A 17,780-nucleotide genomic window follows, 5' to 3' on the forward strand; every position below is an offset into this window, starting at 1 on the left:
AATATTCCTTTAGCTGTGTGTCGGGGCCTTATGAACACCGTCGATCAAACCTGTGCCGGACCGTCCGATGTGCCGGTGTATTGCAAGTTGGCAGCGGTCACCATGATCTGGGGCGGCACTTTCGTCGCCGGGCGCCTGCTGGCGGGCACCCTGGAGCCGTTGCTGGCCGCCAGCCTGCGTTTTCTCCTGGCCAGTCTGGCCTTGCTGCTGTTCATGGCGATCGCGCGGATTGCCCTGGTACGCCCCAGCCTGGCGCAGTTCGCGCAACTGAGCGTGCTGGGGTTTTTCGGGATCTTTTTCTACAACCTGTGTTTCTTCGAAGGGCTGCAATCGATCAATGCGTCCCGGGCCTCGCTGATCGTCGCCCTGAATCCGGCGGTCATCGCCCTGGCGTCCTGGGCGCTGTTCAAGGAGCGCCTGAGTGGCGGCAAACTGTTCGGCATCGCCCTGTGCCTGGGGGGCGCGGGGGTGGTGATTCTCAGCCGCGATCCGGGGGCCTTGTCGAGCGGCGCCGGCAGTTGGCGCGGCGACCTGCTGATTTTCGGCTGCGTGCTGGGCTGGGGCGTCTATTCGCTGTTTTCCCGGAATCTGAACCGGACCCTGGGCCCCTTGCAGACCGTGACCTATTCGATCCTGCTGGGCACGGCGATGCTCTGGGGCGCCACCGCGCTGCGTGGCGAACTACAGCTCGCGGCCCTGTCGAGCCTGGGCCTGGAGCAGGGCCTGAGCCTGTTGTACCTCGGTGTGCTGGGCTCGGCCCTGGCCTATATCTGGTATTACGACGGCCTGCGCAAGATCGGCGCGACTCGTTCGGGGGTGTTTATCGCGCTCAACCCGCTGACCGCGGTGCTGCTCGGCGCGCTGTTGCTGGACGAGCGCCTGAGCCTGGCCATGTGCCTGGGCGGCGTGCTGATCCTCGGGGGCATCTACCAGTGCAACAAACCCCTTGCGGGCCCCGAAAAAAAGCGGATTTTATAGAGAGTGCGGACAAACAGTTTTACGCTGTGTAGAATCTGGTTACGCATACAATAATAAAGTCTTCTGGCAGCAGAAGCCTCGCCCCCCAGGCGGTAAGACAGGGTCGACATGAAGATTCTCGGGTTTCAACTGATTTATGGTGATTTCCTCGCGCGCAGCGTGCGGGGCATCTCTTGCGCGCCACCGGCCTTCATCAGCCTTGATAGCAACTGACGATTCGTCCATTCCAGCTGTTAATTCTAAAAATGATGAGGCGCCAACCATGGCAGATATCTTCGAAAACCCGATGGGCCTGATGGGCTTTGAATTCATCGAATTCGCATCGCCCACCCCCAACACCCTCGAGCCGATCTTCGAGATCATGGGCTTCACCAAGGTCGCGACCCATCGCTCCAAAGACGTGCACCTGTACCGTCAGGGCGCGATCAACCTGATCCTCAACAACGAACCCCACAGCATCGCTTCGTACTTCGCCGCCGAGCATGGTCCGTCGGTGTGTGGCATGGCGTTCCGGGTCAAGGATTCGCAAAAGGCCTACAAGCGTGCCCTGGAACTCGGCGCCCAGCCGATCCATATCGAAACCGGCCCGATGGAGCTGCACCTGCCGGCGATCAAAGGCATCGGCGGCGCGCCGCTGTACCTGATCGACCGTTTCGGCGAAGGCAGCTCGATCTATGACATCGACTTCGTCTACCTCGAAGGCGTGGACCGTCATCCCCAGGGTGCGGGCCTGAAGATCATCGACCACCTGACCCACAACGTGTATCGCGGGCGCATGGCCTACTGGGCCGGTTTCTACGAGAAACTGTTCAACTTCCGCGAGATCCGCTACTTCGACATCAAGGGCGAATACACCGGCCTGACCTCCAAGGCCATGACCGCCCCAGATGGCATGATCCGCATCCCGCTGAACGAGGAATCGTCCAAGGGCGCGGGCCAGATCGAAGAGTTCCTGATGCAGTTCAACGGCGAGGGCATCCAGCATGTGGCCTTCCTCACCGACGACCTGGTCAAGACCTGGGATGCGCTGAAGAAGATCGGCATGCGCTTCATGACTGCGCCGCCGGACACCTACTACGAAATGCTCGAAGGCCGCCTGCCGAACCACGGCGAGCCGGTGAAGGAGCTGCAGTCGCGGGGCATTTTGCTGGACGGTTCCTCGGAAGAGGGCGACAAGCGCCTGCTGTTGCAGATCTTCTCGGAAACCCTGATGGGGCCGGTGTTCTTCGAATTCATCCAGCGTAAAGGCGACGATGGCTTCGGCGAAGGCAACTTCAAGGCACTGTTCGAATCGATCGAACGCGACCAGGTCCGTCGCGGCGTGCTGGCTACCGAGTAAGTCGCAGCCTGCCTGAAGATCGAGCCCGGTCGGGGATGCCCGACCGGGCTTTTTCTTGCCTGTCGGTTGGCGATAGTGAATGTGTTAATGTTTGTTTCTCGCGGCGCCCGGCGGCGCCATCCAGCCCTGTGAACGACCTGCCCATGACCAACCCAAGACCTTCCCTGACATTGACCCTGCTGCAGGCCCGCGAAGCGGCCATGGCGTTCTTTCGCCCGTCCCTCAACCAGCACGACCTGACCGAGCAGCAGTGGCGGGTGATCCGCATCCTGCGCCAGAACGGTGAGCTGGAAAGCCATCAACTGGCGAAAATGGCCTGCATCCTGCCGCCGAGCATGACCGGCGTGCTGACCCGCCTGGAGCGCGACGAGTATGTCAGCCGGCGCAAATCCCCCGAGGACCAGCGCCGCCTGTTCATCAGCCTGACGGAAAAGGGCGAGGCGTGTTTCCAGTCCATGAGCGGTGACATGGAAATCAACTACCAGCGCATCCAGGAGCAATTCGGCGAAGAGAAAATGCAGGCCCTGCTGGCCCTGCTCAACGAGCTCAAGCAAATCAAACCCTGAGCCAATTTCCCCCGATCCTGTCTTCTGTAGGAGCGAGGCTTGCCCGCGATAGAGACGACGCGGTGTGGCAGGAAGTACCCAGCGCCTGCATCGCGGGCAAGCCTCGCTCCTACAACAGCCGGTTCAGCTTTTGCGCTGGCGCATCAGATGCTTGAACCCTTCGTACACCAGCACCAGCACCGCCAGCCAGATCGGCAGGTAAGTCAGCCATTCCCCGGCCTTGATGCTTTCTCCCAGTAACAGGGCCACCGCCAGCAGCAACACCGGTTCGACATAGCTCAGCAAGCCAAACAGGCTGAACGGCAGCAGGCGGCTGGCGATGATATAGGCCACCAGCGCCGAGGCGCTGATCAGCCCCAGCAACGGAATCAGCAGGTACAGCCACGGATGTTGATCGACCACGGCAAAACCCTGCTCGCCGCCTTGCACGAACCACAGCGCGACCGGTAGCAGCAGGGTCATGTCGAGCCACAGGCCGCCCAGGTGGTCGGTGGCCAGGCGCTTGCGCAGCACGAAATAGACGGGGTAACCGATGGCTACCAGCAAGGTCGCCCAGGAAAAACTGCCCATCTGGTACAGCTCGTTGAGCACCCCGAGGGTCGCCAGGCCCGCGGCGATCTTCTGCAGGCGCGACAGTTGTTCGCCGTAGACGAGGCGCCCGGTCAGGACCATGGTCAGCGGCAGCAGAAAGTAACCCAGGGACACATCCAGGCTGTAGCCATTCAAGGGCGCCCACATGAACAGCCACAGCTGCACCCCGAGCAGCGCCGAGGACAGCAGCAGCGCCGGCAGCAGGAGCGCCTGGCCCAGCAGGCGCTTGAGGATCTCGGCGACCCGCCGCCACTCGCCGCTCACCAGCATGAACACCGTCATGCAGGGCACGGTCAGCAGCATGCGCCAGCCGAAGATCTCCACCCCGGTCAGGGGGGCCAGCAGGGAGGTGTAGAAATACATGACGGCAAACAGCACCGACGCCAGAACCGATAGAGCAATACCTTTAGACAAGCTGTCCTCGTGCGACCTGAACCAGGCAAATGGGATGGGCGGAAAAACTGCGGGGAATATAGAGGGTTTGGCGCGAGACGTTTACTCGGATTTAGCATCGGTTACGGGAAAATATCCCGTTTGCCGCCGTTGACGGTGGGTAGAGCAGCGGGCGGCCCACGGAAGGGGCCGCCACAAGGGGCATCAGCGTGGCGTGCGTCCGGAGACGAAGTGGCTGACATCGTTGAAGCCCGGGGTCGAGGCATGCCCCGGGGTGACCAGCGAATCGATGAAGGCTTCGTCCTCGGCGCTGATCTTCACGTCCAGCGCCTTGGTGTAGGCGTCCCACTGTTCCTCGGTGCGCGGGCCGACGATCGCCGAGCTGACGGCGGCGTTGTTCAGCACCCAGGCGATGGCGAACTCGACGATGCCGACCCCGCGCTTCTGGGTGTATTGCTGGATCTGCTGGGCGATGCGCAGCGACTCGACGCGCCATTCGGTTTCCAGGATGCGTTTGTCCTGGCGTCCGGCGCGGCTGTTGCTGTCGGGGGCCACGTCCGGCGCGTACTTGCCGCTGAGCACGCCTCGCGCCAGCGGGCTGTAGGGCACCACGCCCAACCCGTAGGCCTTGGCCGCGGTGATCTGCTCGCTCTCGGCCTGGCGGTTGACGATGTTGTACAGCGGCTGGCTGATCACCGGCCGGTCGATGCCGAGCCGCTCGGCGACGCGGATCACCTCGGCGATGCGCCAGCCGCGGTAGTTGGACAGGCCCCAGTAGCGGATCTTGCCCTGGCGCAGCAGGTCGCCGATGGCCGAGACCGTCACCTCCAGCGGGGTGTTGTGGTCTTCGCGGTGCAGGTAATAGATGTCGACGTAATCGGTGCCCAGGCGTGTCAGGCTGGCGTCGATGGCGTTGAAGATGTGCTTGCGGCTCAGGCCGCTGCGGTTGGGCACGCCGTCGGCGGGGCCGAAGCCGACCTTGGTCGCCAGCACCCAGTGGTGGCGCTGGCTGGCGATGGCTTCACCGACGATCTCTTCGGAGCGGCCGCTGGTGTAGACGTCGGCGGTGTCGATGAAGTTGATGCCCTGGTCCCAGGCCTTGTCGATGATGCGCAGGGAATCCTCGGTGCTGGTCTGTTCGCCGAACATCATGGTGCCGAGGGTCAGGGGGGACACGTGCAGCCCGGAATGGCCGAGGATGCGGTAGCTCATGTACGAAATCCTTGTGCGTGAGTTGAGGCCGGCGCGCCAGCGGCCAACGACCGGTCATGGGGCATCCATCAAATACCAGAACGGGCGTAGGGGGCAATCTGAATTATCCGGCCAGCAGCCGGCAGCGCTCCTGCAAAAAGCCTTGCAGCGCTTTCACCCGTTCCGAGACCTGCAGGCGGTGCGGGCACAGCAGGTTGAACGGCGCGTTTTCGCCCTGCCAGTCGCCGAGCAGGGGCACCAGGCGCCCGGCGCGGATGTCGCTGGCCACGTCGAGCCAGGCCTTGTAGACGATGCCGTGGCCGGCCAGGGCCCAGCGCCGCGCCACTTCGCCGTCGTCGCTGAGGTAGTCGCCGCGGACCTGGACTTCCTGCACCTCGCCGTCGCGGCTGAACGTCCAGCTGTTGTAGGGGCGGCCGTTGCGCAGGTACAGCAGCGCGCTGTGTTCGCTCAGGTCGGCGGGTATACGCGGGGTGCCGTGGCGCGCCAGGTAGTCGGGGCTGGCGCAGGCCAGGCGGCGGTGGCGGGGGAGGATCGGCAGGGCCACCAGGCTGGAGTCGCTGGGCACGCCGAAGCGCAGGGCGATATCGACAGTTTCGCGGAACAGGTCGTTGTGACGGTCGTTGAGCAGCAGTTGCACGCGGATATGCGGGTGTTCGCGCTTGAAGTCGTCCAGCCAGGGCAGCAGCAGGTTGCGCCCGAAGTCCGAAGGCGCCGCCAGTTGCAGCACACCGCTCAGGCCCTGGCTCTGTTGTTTCAGGGCCTGCTCGCCGTCCGCCAGGGTGGTCAGCGCCAGGCGCACGCTGTCCAGGTAGCGCCGGCCTTCCTCGGTGAGGCGCATGCTGCGGGTCGAGCGCGCGAGCAAGCGCAGGCCCAGCCGGGTTTCCAGGCGCTTGAGGGCGATGCTGGCGGCGGCGGGGGTCAGTTCCAGGCTGCGGGCCGCGGCGGAAATGCTGCCGGAATCGGCGGTGCGGACGAAGACTTCAAGGTCGAGAATCGAGCTCATTGCTAAAAATCCTTTAAAGATCCTTGGGTTTTACCGGGATTTTTCCTCGATTATCAAGCTGAGAATATGCAGTCACCTCCATTGAACAGGTGATGCCCCATGCAACAGTCGAGGATTTTCCCGTCGCAACCAACCGCCTTGATGGGTAGTGGAGGTGTGGCATGACTTGGCAGTTCGATCATCTGGCGTTCAACACCGCCGAGGGCGATGCCTTGCAGCAGGCGTTCCAGGCCTTGCTCGGGCTGGAACCCGGGCGGCGTCCGCCGTTTCCGTTTCCCGGACGCTGGCTGTATCAGGACGGGCAGGCGCTGGTGCATGTGATCGAGCAGCCGGGCCTCGCCGAGCCGTTGCTCAGCCATATCGCCTTCAGGACCGAGGAGGAGGTTACCCAGGTCTTGCACCGGGTCCGGGCCAGCGGCTTGCCGCACCAGGTGGCGCAGGTGCCGCAGGACGGCACCTGGCAGATTTTCGTGCGACTTCCGGGAGGGCTGGTGCTGGAGCTGGATGCGCCGGCGACTCAGGCCGAATGCAGCTCGTAATGCACCGCGTAACCGCTCAGGCGCTGGTCCAGGGCCGCACGCCGCGTCGCGTCCAGGCTGGGCACATGCAGGTCCACCCGTTGGCCGTGGCGTTCGTCGCTGAGGGCCTCGACACGGATGCCCTCGGCGATCGACCGCACCTCGTCCTCGAACACCCGGCGAATGGCATCCAGGCGCAGGGCCGGCTTGAAGGTCTTGCCCACCGCCGTCAGCGGGATCTGTTCGAGCAGCCAGATGTCCTTGGGCAGCGCGGCCCGTTCGTGGATATGCCGCGTGGCGTGCTCCAGCAACTCGGCGGGGTCGACGCTGGCGCCGGCCTTGAGCTGGATGTACACCACCGGCAGCTCGCCTGCCTTGACGTCCGGCTTGCCGACCGCCGCGGCCATGGCCACGGCCGGGTGGCGATGCAGGGCTTCTTCGATCATCTGCGGGTCGATGTTGTGGCCGCCGCGGATGATCAGGTCCTTGCTGCGCCCGGTCAGCCAGATATAGCCGTCCTTATCGATGCGCCCCAGGTCGCCGGTGTTGAACCAGCCGCCGTCGAGCCACAGGCCCCGGTTCTTGTCGGCCTGCAGATAACCCTTGAATACCGTCGGCCCGCGCAGGCAGACGTTGCCGGGCTCGTCGGTGGTGGCCTCGCGCAGGTACTGGCCGTCGCTGTCGAGCACGGCGATCCTGACCTCGCAGTACGGTAGGCGCATGCCGATGGAACCGACCCGGCGCTCGCCGGCCTGCGGGTTGCAGCTGGTGGCGCAGGTGCCTTCGGTGAGGCCATAGCCTTCGACGATTTTCAGCCCCGAACGCGCTTCGAACTGGCGGATCAGCTCCATCGGCATCGGCGCGGCGCCGCACACCGCAAAGCGCAGGCTGGAGACGTCGATCCCATCGTTGGGCACCTGCAGCAAGGCGGCAAAGATGGTCGGCACACCGCTGAAACAACTGATCCGGTAACGCTCCACCAGGTGCCAGAAATCCTTGAACAGCGTCGGGTTGCGGTAACCCTGGGGCCCGGCCAGCAGCACCCGGGCACCGCGGTGGAAGGCGGCGAGGCCGGTGAGTATCACCCCGTTGACGTGGAACAGCGGCAACCCGCAGAGCAGTACGTCGCGGCTGCTGTAATCGCCGTGCAGGCCGATGATTTCGGCCATCGCCACTTCATTGAGGTGGCTGTGGGGCGCCAGTTTCGGCGTGCCGGTGGTACCGCCCGTATGAAAGTAGGAGGCGATGTCGTCCGGCTGGATCACCCGGCCGCTTTCCAGGTGGTCGGCGGGGCAGGCGGCGAGCAAGGTGTCGAAGTCCAGCACGCCTTCCGGCAGCGCCGGGCGCTGGCTCTTGATCGCGCTGCGTTGCGCTTCGGGCAGCAGGTTGGCCAGGTCGATGGTGACAATGGCTTCCAGTTCCGGCAATTGCTCGCGCAGGTTGGCCACTTTCTGCCAGAGGTCGGTGCCGGGGAAGGGCGCCAGGGTCACCAGCACTGTGGTGCCGGAGGCGCGGACCAGTTCGGCGATATGCGCAGGCTCCAGCAGCGGGTTGATCGCATTGACGATCCCGGCAGCCTCACCGCCCCAGATCACATAATGGGTCTGGGGCAGGTTGGGCAGCAGGAAGGACACTGCCTTGCCCGGACGGATGCCGAGCCGGTGCAGGGCGTTGGCGGTGCGGGTGACCTGGGCGAACAGCTCGGCGTAGCTGATATCCCAGGGCTGGTCCTGCAGGCTGCCCTGGGGCAGAAAGGTCAGGGCGGTGAGGTCGCAAAAGCGGCTGGCCGCACGCTGCAACAGTTCATAGGTGCTGGCGGGAAGATTGCGTTGGGCCAGGGGTTGCTGGCGTTCCAGGGCCTGGATATCGCTCAGGCGGGCGAGGGAAAGGGGCGCGCTCATGATCGTGTGGGCTTCCGTCGGTAAGGTCTGCGAGGGAGTCATCAAGCGATCCGGCCAATGGAAAATCGCCGCGGCCGGATGTCTGTTCGATATATCACGGTGGGCTGGGGCGGGCTGTTGCTTTTTGTAGCGAGGCGTGACCGGGCGCGCGGCTTGTCCCGGGAAGCCGGGCCTGCCACGCGGCAGGTCCGGTGGCAGGCGCGGGGCAGGCTGGTCGGTGTCGCTCAGCGCTTCAGGTTGCGGGTCATGCGCAGGGCCAGCAGGCTGCCGGCGACGATCACGCCCGCCAGCAGGTACAGCGCGGCATCGGTGGAGCCCGTGCTGTCCTTGACCCAGCCGACGATATAGGGGCTGAGGAAACCGGCCATCTGGCCCATGGAGTTGATCAGCGCCAGGCCGCCCGCGGCGGCGCCGGCGCTCAGCAGCGCGGTGGGCACCGGCCAGAACATCGGCAGGCCGGTGAGGGCGCCCATGGTGGCGATGGCCAGGCCGAGGATGGCGATGGTCGGGCTGCTGGCGAAGTTGACCGCGATCACCAGGCCGATGGCGCCCATCAGCATCGGTACCACAAGGTGCCAGCGCCGTTCCTGGCGCAGGTCGGCCGAGCGGCCCACCATCAGCATGAACAGCGCCGCCAGCAGGTAGGGGATGGCGCTGAGCCAGCCGATCACCAGGTTGTCGCTGAAGCCCAGGTTCTTGATGATCGACGGCAGCCAGAAGTTGATGGCGTACACCCCGCTCTGGATGCAGAAGTAGATTAGGCCGAAGGCCCAGATCGCCGGGTTCTTGAACACCGCAGCCAGGGAGTCGCCGGTGGTCCGGGGTTTGCTCGCGGCGTCTTCGGCCTGGTCGGCGGCGAGCAGCGCGCGCTCCTGGGGGCTCAGCCATTTGGCGTGGGCGAAGCTGTCATTGAGCACGAAGTACGCCAGGGCGCCGAGCAGCACGGTGGGGATGCCCTGCAGCAGGAACATCCACTGCCAGCCGGCCATGCCGCCCTGGCCGGCGGCGAAGTGGTTGAGAATCCAGCCGGAGAACGGGCTGCCGAGCAGGCCGGACACCGGGATCGCCGACATGAACAGGGCCATGATGCGGCCGCGGCGGAAGCTCGGGAACCACTGCGAGAGGTACAGCACCACGCCGGGGAAGAAGCCGGCTTCGGCGGCGCCGGTGAACAGGCGCAGGGTGTAGAACTGGGTCGGGGTGGTGACGAACAGCAGGCAGGTCGACAGCGTGCCCCAGGCGATCATCATCAGCGCAATCCAGCGCCGCGGACCGAACCGGTTCAGCGCCAGGTTGCTCGGCACGCCGCACAGCACGTAGCCGATGAAGAAGATCCCGGCGCCCAGGCCATAGACGGTTTCGCTGAACTTCAGGGCGTCGAGCATCTGCAGCTTGGCGAAGCCGACGTTCACCCGGTCGAGGTAGTTGAACAGGTAGCAGATGAAGATGAAGGGGATCAGGCGCAGGGTGATGCGCTTGTAGACGGCGTTTTTATCGTCATCGGTGGCCAGGGTGGCGGCGGCGCTCTGTGACATGGCGTGTCTCTCTTTATTATGATTTTTCGCGGTGCAAGGGTAACGTTGACCGCCCCGAGAGTCTCGGTCACCCCGTGGGCCGCTGTCTTTGTGCTGGCGCACAGGGTTTGCCGGCTTCCCCTGTGCCGGTGAACAAGCCCCGTTTATCTTTTCCGAGCCCGTCTTTCCTAGGATCACGCCGCTATGTTCGAACTGGATCATGACCTGGCGCAGGATATCGTCGACCGCACGATGGCCATCCTGCCCTACAACGTTAACGTCATGGACAGCCAGGGCCTGATCCTGGGCAGCGGCGAGCCTGAGCGGATCAACACCCGCCACGAAGGGGCGCAACTGGTGCTGGCCAACGGCCGGGTGGTGGAAATCGACGCGCAGACCGCCAAGCACCTCAAGGGCGTGCAGCCGGGGATCAACCTGCCGCTGCTGCACGACCAGCGCCTGATCGGCGTGCTGGGCATCACCGGCGAGCCGGAACAGCTGCGCACCTATGCCGAGCTGGTGCGCATGACCGCCGAGATGCTGGTGGGCCAGCGCCATCAGCAGGCCGAGCAGCAGTGGCGCCGCCAGCGTTGCGACGACTTGCTGGCGCTGCTGCTCAGTGACAGCGGCGACTCGCCGCGGCTGGTGGACGAGGCGCAGCAGATGGGCCTCAAGCCCCAGTTGCCGCGCACACCTTATCTGTTCGAGCTGGGGCTGGAACAGGGCGCGGGGCAGACCGTCGAGGCCCTGAGCGCCTGGCTGATGTCCCGTTACCCGGACAGCTGGTGTGTCAGTTCGGCCAAGTCCTCGCTGCTGTGGTGCCGGCCGGCGAGCCTGAGCGTGGATAACCCGCGTTTGCTGGAAAAGCTCGACAGCCTGGGCTGGAACATCCTGCGCATCGCCGTGGGCGGCCAGGCCGACGGGCTGACGGGATTGCGCCGCTGCTACCGGCGGGTCGGCGATCTGCTGGCCTATGGCCGGGACGTGCTGCCCCGGTCGCGCTTGCTGACCCTCAACCGTTTCCGCCTGCCGGTGATGCTCTGGCGCCATCGCAACGACGACGCCCTGGACGAGTTGCTCAATCCCTTGCGCAAGGTCATGGCCAAGGACAGCAACGGCCAGTTGCTGGCGACCCTGCGCAGTTGGTGCGAGCACGACGGCCAGAGCCAGGCCTGCGCCGAAGCCCTGGGCATCCACCGCAACAGCCTGCGCTACCGCATGGAGCGCATCGCCGAACTCAGCGGCGTCGACCCGCTCAAGCTCGACGGCATGCTGGCGCTGTACCTGGGGGTGCAGTTGTTGCCGCAGGGCGTGTAGCCGCTGCCGAGCCTCGGCGAGGCTGCGATCGGCTGCACAGCAGCCGCAAAGAAAGACCTGACACCGCGGTCTATTGGTGAGGCGCGGTTCTGCGACCGCTTCGCGGTCGTGCGCAGCCTCGCTCATGCTCGACAGCGGCTACAGGCGCGGACGGCGAGGCTATTGTGGAAATGAACAATAAAGCCGCCCCGCACTTGTGCAGCCGACCGGGGTCAAGGTCGCGGCCAACTGGCAGCATGGGCGCCATAAGAACCGGAGATAGCCCATGAAAATCATCATCGCCCCCGACTCCTTCAAGGACAGCCTGAGTGCCTCCGGCGTGGCCAGCGCCATTGCCGAGGGGCTGGCGCGGGTGTGGCCGGAGGCGCAGTTGATCCAGTGCCCGATGGCGGACGGCGGCGAGGGCACGGTGGAGTCGATCCTCGACGCCTGCCAGGGCCAGCTGCGCAGCACCCGGGTCCAGGGGCCGCTGGGGGCACCGGTGGAGGCCCGCTGGGGCTGGTTGCCGCAGAGTCGCACCGCGATCATCGAAATGGCCGAAGCCAGCGGCTTGCAACTGGTGCCGCCGGGCCAGCGCGATGCCTGCACCAGCAGCACCTTCGGCACCGGTGAGTTGATCCGCGCGGCCCTGGACGCTGGCGCGCAACGGGTGATCCTGGCCATCGGCGGCAGCGCCACCAACGACGCCGGCAGCGGCGCTTTGCAGGCCCTGGGCATGCGCTTGCTGGACGCTCAAGGCCAGACGCTGCCGCTGGGGGGCCTGGCTCTGGAGCAAGTGGCGCGGGTCGACCTGAGCCATCTCGACCCGCGCCTGGCCAAGGTGTGTTTCGAGATCGCCGCCGACGTCGACAACCCGCTGTGCGGCCCCCAGGGCGCCTCGGCGATTTTCGGCCCGCAGAAGGGCGCTTCGCCGCAGCAGGTGCAGCAGCTGGACCATGCCCTCGGCCGGTTCGCCGACCAGGCCGCCCAGGTGCTGGGCAAGGATGTGCGCGACGAGCCGGGCAGCGGCGCCGCCGGTGGCCTGGGGTTCGCCGCCAAGGCATTCCTCGATGCACGGTTTCGTCCGGGAGTGGAAGTGGTGGCTGAACTGGTGGGGCTGGCCGAGGCGGTACAAGGCGCGGATCTGGTGATGACCGGCGAAGGTCGCTTCGATGCCCAGACCCTGCGCGGCAAGACCCCGTTTGGCGTGGCCCGTATCGCCAAGCAACACGGCGTGCCAGTGATTGTGATCGCCGGCACCCTGGGCGAGGGTTACGAGCAGATGTACCGGCATGGTGTGGATGCGGCCTTTGCCCTGGCCTCCGGGCCCATGACCCTGGAGCAGGCCTGCGCCGAGGCGCCGCGCCTGCTGCGGGACCGGGCGGCGGATATCGCTCGGGTCTGGCGTTTGGCGGCGCGCCAGGGCTGACGCCATCGCGGCGCAGGCCGTTGTGGTCTGTAGCCGCTGTCGAGCGCCAGCGAGGCTGCGATCGGCAGCGGCTACAGGGCTACAGCGCTCAGTAGACGCCGCTGGGGGGGGGCGGCGCGACATCCTTGTATTGGCCCAGCAGCCCCTGCAACCCCTTCATCAGCACTGTGGTATCGACCCCCACGGCCACGAAGTTCGCGCCCAGTTCGATATAGCGCCGGGCCAGGGCCGGGTCGGCGCTGAGGATGCCGGCGGCCTTGCCGGCCTGGCGGATGCGCGCGATGGCGTCCTCGATCGCCGCCTGCACCTCGGGGTGCCCCGGGTTACCGCGATGGCCCATCGAGGCGCTCAGGTCGGCCGGGCCGATAAACACCCCGTCGACCCCTTCGACCGCGGCGATGGCGTCCAGGTGGGCCAGGCCTTCGAGGTTTTCGATCTGCAGCAGCAGGCACATCTGTTCGTCGGCCTGGTCCAGGTAGTCGGGGATGCTGTTCCAGCGCGACGCCCGGGCCAGGGCGCTGCCGACGCCGCGAATGCCCGCTGGCGGATAACGCATGGCGCGCACCAACTGCCGGGCCTGCTCGACGCTTTCGACCATGGGGATCAGCAGCGTCTGGGCGCCGATGTCCAGCAGTTGCTTGATCAGCGCGGTATCGCCAACCGGCGGACGAATGATGCCTTGCGCCGGGTAAGGGGCGATGGCCTGCAACTGGCCGAGCAGGCTGGTGAGGTCGTTGGGGGCGTGTTCGCCGTCCAGCAGCAGCCAGTCGAAACCGGCGTTGGCCGCCAGCTCCGCGCAGTAGGCATTGGCCAGGCCCAGCCACAGGCCGATCTGCGGCGCGTCCTGGTGCAGGCGTTGCTTGAAACCATTGATCGGCAGTTGCATGACAGCCCCCTCAGACAAAACGGCAGGCGATGCTGCCGAGCAGGTCGTAGTCGACATGGAAGGTATCGCCGGGGCGCGCGGCCACCGGGCGGGTGAAGGAGCCGCCGAGGATGATCTGTCCGGCTTCCAGGCCGACGTCGTAGGCCGCCAGTTTGTTGGCCAGCCAGGCCACACCTTTGGCCGGGTGGTTGAGCACCGCCGCGGATACCCCGGATTCCTCGATCACGCCGTTGCGGTACAGCACCGCCGGCACCTTGCGCAGGTCGATGTCGCCGGGGCGCACGGCGCGTCCGCCCATGACCACCCCGGCGTTGGCGGCGTTGTCGGAAATGGTGTCGAACACCTTGCGCGTGGCCTGGGTTCGCGGGTCGACCTGCTGGATGCGCGCGTCGATGATCTCCAGGGCCGGGATCACCCATTCGGTGGCGTCGAGCACGTCGAACAAGGTGCAGTTCGGGCCCTTGAGCGGCTTGCCGAGGATGAACGCCAGCTCCACCTCGACCCGCGGCACGATAAAGCGCTGGAAGGGGATATCGCTGCCTTCCTCGAACAGCATGTCGTCCAGCAGGGCACCGAAGTCCGGCTCGGTGATGTTCGACGACACCTGCATGGCCCGTGAGGTCAGGCCGATCTTGTGCCCGACCAGCTTGCGCCCGTCACGGATCTTGTGTTCCACCCAACTGCGCTGGATGGCATAGGCGTCCTCGATGCTGATGCCGGGAAACTCCAGCGACAGCTGACTAATCTGTTCGCGGTTGCGTTCGGCGGCGTCGAGGCGGGCGGCGGCCTGCTGGATGTCCGAGGGGCTGAGCATGGTTATTTCTCCTGGGGATTGACGATAAGGGCCGGTACCCGCAGCACCAGCCAGGCGCCGCCGGCGATCAGCAGGGCCAGGGCATACAGGGCGAGGCTGGCGCTCTGGGTGGCGTCGCGGACCACGCCGATCAGGTAGGGCGCGAGGAAGGCGGCGATGCTGCCGAAGGAACTGATCAGGGCGATGCCCGCGGCCTGGGTGTTGCTGGCGAGAAAGGCCGGCGGCAACTGCCAGAACATCGGCAGCGCGGCGCTGGCGCCCATGCCGGCCACCAGCAGCCCGGCCATCACCAGCCAGGCGTTGTCCGGCGCGAGGCCGGCGGCGATCAGGCCGAGGCTGGCCATCAGCAGCGGTACGCTCAGGTGCCAGCGCCGTTCGCGCCGGCGGTCGGAAGAGCGGCCGACGCCGATCATGAACAGGCAGCCGGCCAGGTACGGCAGGGCGCTGAGCAGGCCGACGCGGCTGTCGCGGGCGATGCCGGCGTGGTGGATCAGGGTCGGCATCCAGAAGGCGATGGTGTTGACCGCCAGCATCACCGCGAAATAGATGCACACCAGCAGCCAGACGTGGCGGTCCTGAAAGATGTCGGCGAAGCGGGTGATCGGCTTGTGCTGCTCTTCCTGGCGCAGGGCGGCGTGCAGCTGCTGCTTCTGCCGGTCGCTCAGCCAGTCGACGCTGTCGATGCTTTCCGGCAGTGCCTTGAGCACCACCAGGCCGAGGAACACCACCGGCAGGCCTTCGATCAGGAACATCCACTGCCAGCCGCGCATGCCACCCAGGTCATGGAAACTTTCGAGAATCCAGCCCGACAGCGGGCCGCCGATCACCCCGGCCATGGGCACGGCAATGGCGAACAACGCGGTCACCTGGCCCCGACGGCTGGCCGGGAACCAGCGGTTGAGCAGCACCAGGATGCCAGGGAAAAAACCGGCCTCGGCCACCCCCAGCAGAAAGCGCAGCAGGTAGAAGCCGGCGGCGCTATCCACCAGCAGCATGCCGCTGGACAGCAGGCCCCAGACCAGCATCAGGCTGGCGATCCAGCGGCGTGGCCCGACCCGGTCCAGGGCCAGGTTGCTGGGCACGCCGAACAGCGCATAGGCGATGAAGAACAGGCCCGCGCCAAAACCGTAGACGCTGTCGCTGAAGCCCAGGTCCTGGGTCATCTGCAGCTTGGCGAAGCCGATATTGATGCGGTCCAGGTGAGCGAAGATGTAGCAGGTGAACAGCAGGGGCATCAGCCGCCAGGTGATCCGGCGATAGGTGTCGCTGGTCTCCGTGGCACTGGGCAGGGTAAGGGTCGAGCTGGGCATGGGCGGGGTCTCTTTATTGTTTTTGTCGAGAAGGGCGCATTGCTTCTGTAGCCGCTGCCGCAGGCTGCGACCGGCTTGGGCGGCATTCCGAACAAGCAGTCGTGTTCTTGAGCTTGCAGGAAGGCTCTTCGAGCCTTATCGCAGCCTTCGGCAGCGGTTACGGTCACGACTGCTGCTGGAGGAACGCATGCACGTTGTTGTGCTTGAAGTTCAGCTCGGCATCCAGCTCGCTCATTTCGAACGACAGCGCCAGCAGGCGCTGGGCCTGGAGTACGGCGAAGTGCGCCTTGATGATCTCGAACAGCGCCTCGGCGACCTGGCGCCGGGTGGCCAGGTCGCGGCCGGCCCCGACCTGCAGGCGCATATGGACGAAGGCGTAGTCGTGCTTGCCGTCGGCCATGCGCCAGGTGTCCAGGCGCACGCCGCGGCTGCGGATGCCTCCTAGCGGGAAGACGCCGCTGGCCCCCAGGAACTCGTGCACCTTGGCAAAGAGCCCCGGCAGGTCGGCTTGCTGCTCGATGTTGTCGGTGTATTCGGCGATGAAATGCGGCATGTGATCCTCCTTGCAGGCGAACCTTCGGCGGCCAGCCGCGGATTTCCGGGCTGGATCGGCGAGGCTGGCGCGGCGTCTAGAGTGGGAAAATGGCGTTGATCTGGCCGGTGCCGGAGCTGCCGAATGGCGGCGTGACGATCTCGGCGGGGCGGTTGTATGCAGGTCCGCCCAGCAGGCCCAGGAGCATGGCGGTGTCGTGCATCCGGCCTTCGCCGAAACAGTGCTCGGCGTAGTCCGGGAGCATCGAGCAGAACTCGCGAAAGCGCCCCTGTTGCCACAGCTCGACCACCCGCAGGTCTACCTGCTTGTCGAATTCCCGGGTCCAGTTATGGATGTTGGCTTCGGCCAGGCGGTCGTCGGAGAAGCGGTGGGACAGCGAACCGGAGGCCAGCACCAGGACTTTGCGATTGCTCTTTTCGATGGCCCGGCGCACCGCGGCACCGAAGGTGAAGCTGTCTTCGAGCTTGTGCCAGGCGCACCAGGCGGCGATGGAAATCACCTTGAAATGCTGCGCGGGCGGCACGTCCATGTGCATGTAGCGCATCGGTACCAGGGTGCCGTATTCCAGCTCCAGGCTGGGGATGTTGTGGGCCAGGGTCCGGACATCGGCGGCGTTGGCTTCGGCGGCGATCAGCTCGCCCAGCTCCGGGCAGCCGTCGTAGTCGTAGTCCATGTTCTTGATGAAGTGCGGCAGTTCGTTGCTGGTGTAGGTGCCGTTGAAGCGTTCGCCGCAATTGATGTGATAACCGCTGTTGACCAGCCAGTGCACGTCGAACACCACGGCGGTGTCGGCCCCCCGTTCGCGGGCGCGGCGGGCGATTTCCTTGTGCCCGGCGATCGCCGCTTCGCGACAGCCGTGGTGCTTGCCCGGCAGTTCGGACAGGTACATCGATGGAACGTGGCAGACCTTGGCGGCCATGACGACTTCGCCCATGGTGCTTCTCCTGAAACATCTTATTGTTCGACCCTGTAGCCGCTGCCTGCGGCTACAGCGGATTTTTCAACCTTACACGCCCCAGCGCGGGATGTGGTGGCTGCCCATGGAGAGGCAGACGTTCTTGATCTCGGCGAACACCTCGAAGCTGTATTCGCCGCCTTCGCGGCCGGTGCCGGAGCCCTTGACCCCGCCGAACGGCTGGCGCAGGTCGCGCACGTTCTGGCTGTTGATGAACACCATGCCGGCTTCGATGCCGCGGGCCAGGCGATGGGCCTTGCCGATGTCCTGGGTCCAGATGTAGGAGGCCAGGCCGTACTCGGTGTCGTTGGCCAGAAGCAGGGCCTCGGCCTCGTCCTTGAACGGGATCAGGCACACCACCGGGCCGAAGATCTCTTCCTGGGCGATGCGCATCCGGTTGTCCACGTCGGCGAACACCGTCGGCTGGATGAACTGGCCACGGGCGAGGTGCGCCGGCAGGTTGGCCGGGCGCTCCAGGCCGCCGGCGAGGCTGGAGGAAGAGTTGACGTTTCTCAGCAAGGT

The 17,780-nt window shown here is 65.7% G+C and carries 17 protein-coding genes; 6 read left to right on the forward strand and 11 right to left on the reverse strand.

The genetic code is table 11. The features are described from left to right. Positions 1–30: 30 nt before the first annotated feature. The 3 genes from ACQKQA_RS20080 to hpaR all read left to right on the forward strand — a co-directional run bounded on the left by ACQKQA_RS20080 (position 31) and on the right by hpaR (position 2,883). A complete protein-coding gene (locus ACQKQA_RS20080) occupies positions 31–978 on the forward strand; it encodes a DMT family transporter (protein WP_427561347.1) in 948 nt (315 codons plus the stop codon). Positions 979–1,240: 262 nt separating this feature from the next. After that, a complete protein-coding gene (gene hppD, locus ACQKQA_RS20085; RefSeq protein ID WP_427561349.1) occupies positions 1,241–2,317 on the forward strand; it encodes a 4-hydroxyphenylpyruvate dioxygenase in 1,077 nt (358 codons plus the stop codon). 143 nt (positions 2,318–2,460) lie between these two features. After that, positions 2,461–2,883, forward strand: a complete 423-nt coding sequence (hpaR, locus tag ACQKQA_RS20090) for a homoprotocatechuate degradation operon regulator HpaR (protein WP_427561351.1) — start codon at positions 2,461–2,463, stop codon at positions 2,881–2,883. A gap of 123 nt (positions 2,884–3,006) precedes the next feature. Here the strand turns inward: hpaR and rarD are convergent, their stop codons facing one another. The 3 genes from rarD to ACQKQA_RS20105 all read right to left on the reverse strand — a co-directional run bounded on the left by rarD (position 3,007) and on the right by ACQKQA_RS20105 (position 6,082). Beyond that, the gene (gene rarD, locus ACQKQA_RS20095; RefSeq protein ID WP_427561354.1) at positions 3,007–3,888 is read right to left on the reverse strand and encodes an EamA family transporter RarD; all 882 of its coding nucleotides are present in this window, start codon (positions 3,886–3,888) and stop codon (positions 3,007–3,009) included. 183 nt (positions 3,889–4,071) lie between these two features. Further along, positions 4,072–5,079, reverse strand: a complete 1,008-nt coding sequence (locus ACQKQA_RS20100) for an aldo/keto reductase (protein WP_427561357.1) — start codon at positions 5,077–5,079, stop codon at positions 4,072–4,074. A 103-nt stretch (positions 5,080–5,182) separates the two neighbouring features. Further along, positions 5,183–6,082 carry a LysR family transcriptional regulator gene (locus ACQKQA_RS20105; protein WP_427561360.1) on the reverse strand — a complete coding sequence of 300 codons (900 nt, stop codon included), beginning with the start codon at positions 6,080–6,082 and terminating at the stop codon, positions 5,183–5,185. Between the two features lie 161 nt (positions 6,083–6,243). Between ACQKQA_RS20105 and ACQKQA_RS20110 the strand changes: the two genes are divergently transcribed. Beyond that, on the forward strand, positions 6,244–6,621 hold the full coding sequence (locus ACQKQA_RS20110) for a hypothetical protein (RefSeq protein WP_427561363.1): 378 nt from the start codon (positions 6,244–6,246) through the stop codon (positions 6,619–6,621). Here ACQKQA_RS20110 and ACQKQA_RS20115 read toward each other — a convergent pair. Next, positions 6,600–8,501 (reverse strand): acyl-CoA synthetase, encoded by a 1,902-nt coding sequence (locus tag ACQKQA_RS20115; RefSeq protein ID WP_427561366.1) that lies wholly within the window; start codon positions 8,499–8,501, stop codon positions 6,600–6,602. The genes ACQKQA_RS20110 and ACQKQA_RS20115 overlap by 22 nt on opposite strands. Before the next feature lie 224 nt (positions 8,502–8,725). Further along, positions 8,726–10,036, reverse strand: coding sequence for an MFS transporter (locus ACQKQA_RS20120; RefSeq protein WP_427561369.1), 1,311 nt, complete (start codon positions 10,034–10,036; stop codon positions 8,726–8,728). 183 nt (positions 10,037–10,219) lie between these two features. Here ACQKQA_RS20120 and ACQKQA_RS20125 point away from each other — a divergent pair, with 183 nt between their 5' ends. Both ACQKQA_RS20125 and ACQKQA_RS20130 read left to right on the forward strand, forming a co-directional pair. After that, positions 10,220–11,332, forward strand: a complete 1,113-nt coding sequence (locus tag ACQKQA_RS20125; protein WP_427561372.1) for a sugar diacid recognition domain-containing protein — start codon at positions 10,220–10,222, stop codon at positions 11,330–11,332. A 265-nt stretch (positions 11,333–11,597) separates the two neighbouring features. Continuing rightward, on the forward strand, positions 11,598–12,740 hold the full coding sequence (locus ACQKQA_RS20130; protein ID WP_427561375.1) for a glycerate kinase: 1,143 nt from the start codon (positions 11,598–11,600) through the stop codon (positions 12,738–12,740). Between the two features lie 88 nt (positions 12,741–12,828). On the opposite strand, the gene hpaI is transcribed toward ACQKQA_RS20130, so the two are convergent. The 6 genes from hpaI to ACQKQA_RS20160 all read right to left on the reverse strand — a co-directional run. Next, on the reverse strand, positions 12,829–13,626 hold the full coding sequence (hpaI, locus tag ACQKQA_RS20135; protein ID WP_427561378.1) for a 4-hydroxy-2-oxoheptanedioate aldolase: 798 nt from the start codon (positions 13,624–13,626) through the stop codon (positions 12,829–12,831). Positions 13,627–13,636: 10 nt separating this feature from the next. Further along, positions 13,637–14,440 carry a 2-oxo-hept-4-ene-1,7-dioate hydratase gene (gene hpaH, locus ACQKQA_RS20140; protein ID WP_427561381.1) on the reverse strand — a complete coding sequence of 268 codons (804 nt, stop codon included), beginning with the start codon at positions 14,438–14,440 and terminating at the stop codon, positions 13,637–13,639. Positions 14,441–14,442: 2 nt separating this feature from the next. After that, on the reverse strand, positions 14,443–15,750 hold the full coding sequence (locus tag ACQKQA_RS20145) for an MFS transporter (protein ID WP_427561384.1): 1,308 nt from the start codon (positions 15,748–15,750) through the stop codon (positions 14,443–14,445). Positions 15,751–15,913: 163 nt separating this feature from the next. Next, positions 15,914–16,303, reverse strand: coding sequence for a 5-carboxymethyl-2-hydroxymuconate isomerase (locus tag ACQKQA_RS20150; protein WP_427561387.1), 390 nt, complete (start codon positions 16,301–16,303; stop codon positions 15,914–15,916). A gap of 76 nt (positions 16,304–16,379) precedes the next feature. Then, positions 16,380–17,237: a 3,4-dihydroxyphenylacetate 2,3-dioxygenase gene (gene hpaD / locus ACQKQA_RS20155; RefSeq protein ID WP_427561390.1), complete on the reverse strand. Its 858-nt coding sequence runs from the start codon at positions 17,235–17,237 to the stop codon at positions 16,380–16,382. A 72-nt stretch (positions 17,238–17,309) separates the two neighbouring features. Further along, positions 17,310–17,780, reverse strand: a 471-nt coding sequence (locus ACQKQA_RS20160; protein WP_427561393.1) for an aldehyde dehydrogenase family protein, incomplete at its 5' end; no start/stop codon positions are given.

Origin of the sequence: Pseudomonas sp. NPDC089530 (genome assembly GCF_050280705.1) — a bacterium.
In the GTDB taxonomy this organism is placed as follows: Bacteria; Pseudomonadota; Gammaproteobacteria; order Pseudomonadales; family Pseudomonadaceae; genus Aquipseudomonas.

Excerpts from the sequence above, each read along its gene's own strand:
- ACQKQA_RS20080 (WP_427561347.1), top strand. The coding sequence starts at position 31 with ATGAACACCGTCGATCAAACCTGTGCCGGACCGTCCGATGTGCCGGTG.
- hppD (WP_427561349.1), top strand. The coding sequence starts at position 1,241 with ATGGCAGATATCTTCGAAAACCCGATGGGCCTGATGGGCTTTGAATTC.
- hpaR (WP_427561351.1), top strand. The coding sequence starts at position 2,461 with ATGACCAACCCAAGACCTTCCCTGACATTGACCCTGCTGCAGGCCCGC.
- ACQKQA_RS20100 (WP_427561357.1), bottom strand. The coding sequence starts at position 5,079 with ATGAGCTACCGCATCCTCGGCCATTCCGGGCTGCACGTGTCCCCCCTG.
- ACQKQA_RS20105 (WP_427561360.1), bottom strand. The coding sequence starts at position 6,082 with ATGAGCTCGATTCTCGACCTTGAAGTCTTCGTCCGCACCGCCGATTCC.
- ACQKQA_RS20110 (WP_427561363.1), top strand. The coding sequence starts at position 6,244 with ATGACTTGGCAGTTCGATCATCTGGCGTTCAACACCGCCGAGGGCGAT.
- ACQKQA_RS20115 (WP_427561366.1), bottom strand. The coding sequence starts at position 8,501 with ATGAGCGCGCCCCTTTCCCTCGCCCGCCTGAGCGATATCCAGGCCCTG.
- ACQKQA_RS20120 (WP_427561369.1), bottom strand. The coding sequence starts at position 10,036 with ATGTCACAGAGCGCCGCCGCCACCCTGGCCACCGATGACGATAAAAAC.
- ACQKQA_RS20125 (WP_427561372.1), top strand. The coding sequence starts at position 10,220 with ATGTTCGAACTGGATCATGACCTGGCGCAGGATATCGTCGACCGCACG.
- ACQKQA_RS20130 (WP_427561375.1), top strand. The coding sequence starts at position 11,598 with ATGAAAATCATCATCGCCCCCGACTCCTTCAAGGACAGCCTGAGTGCC.
- hpaI (WP_427561378.1), bottom strand. The coding sequence starts at position 13,626 with ATGCAACTGCCGATCAATGGTTTCAAGCAACGCCTGCACCAGGACGCG.
- hpaH (WP_427561381.1), bottom strand. The coding sequence starts at position 14,440 with ATGCTCAGCCCCTCGGACATCCAGCAGGCCGCCGCCCGCCTCGACGCC.
- ACQKQA_RS20145 (WP_427561384.1), bottom strand. The coding sequence starts at position 15,750 with ATGCCCAGCTCGACCCTTACCCTGCCCAGTGCCACGGAGACCAGCGAC.
- ACQKQA_RS20150 (WP_427561387.1), bottom strand. The coding sequence starts at position 16,303 with ATGCCGCATTTCATCGCCGAATACACCGACAACATCGAGCAGCAAGCC.
- hpaD (WP_427561390.1), bottom strand. The coding sequence starts at position 17,237 with ATGGGCGAAGTCGTCATGGCCGCCAAGGTCTGCCACGTTCCATCGATG.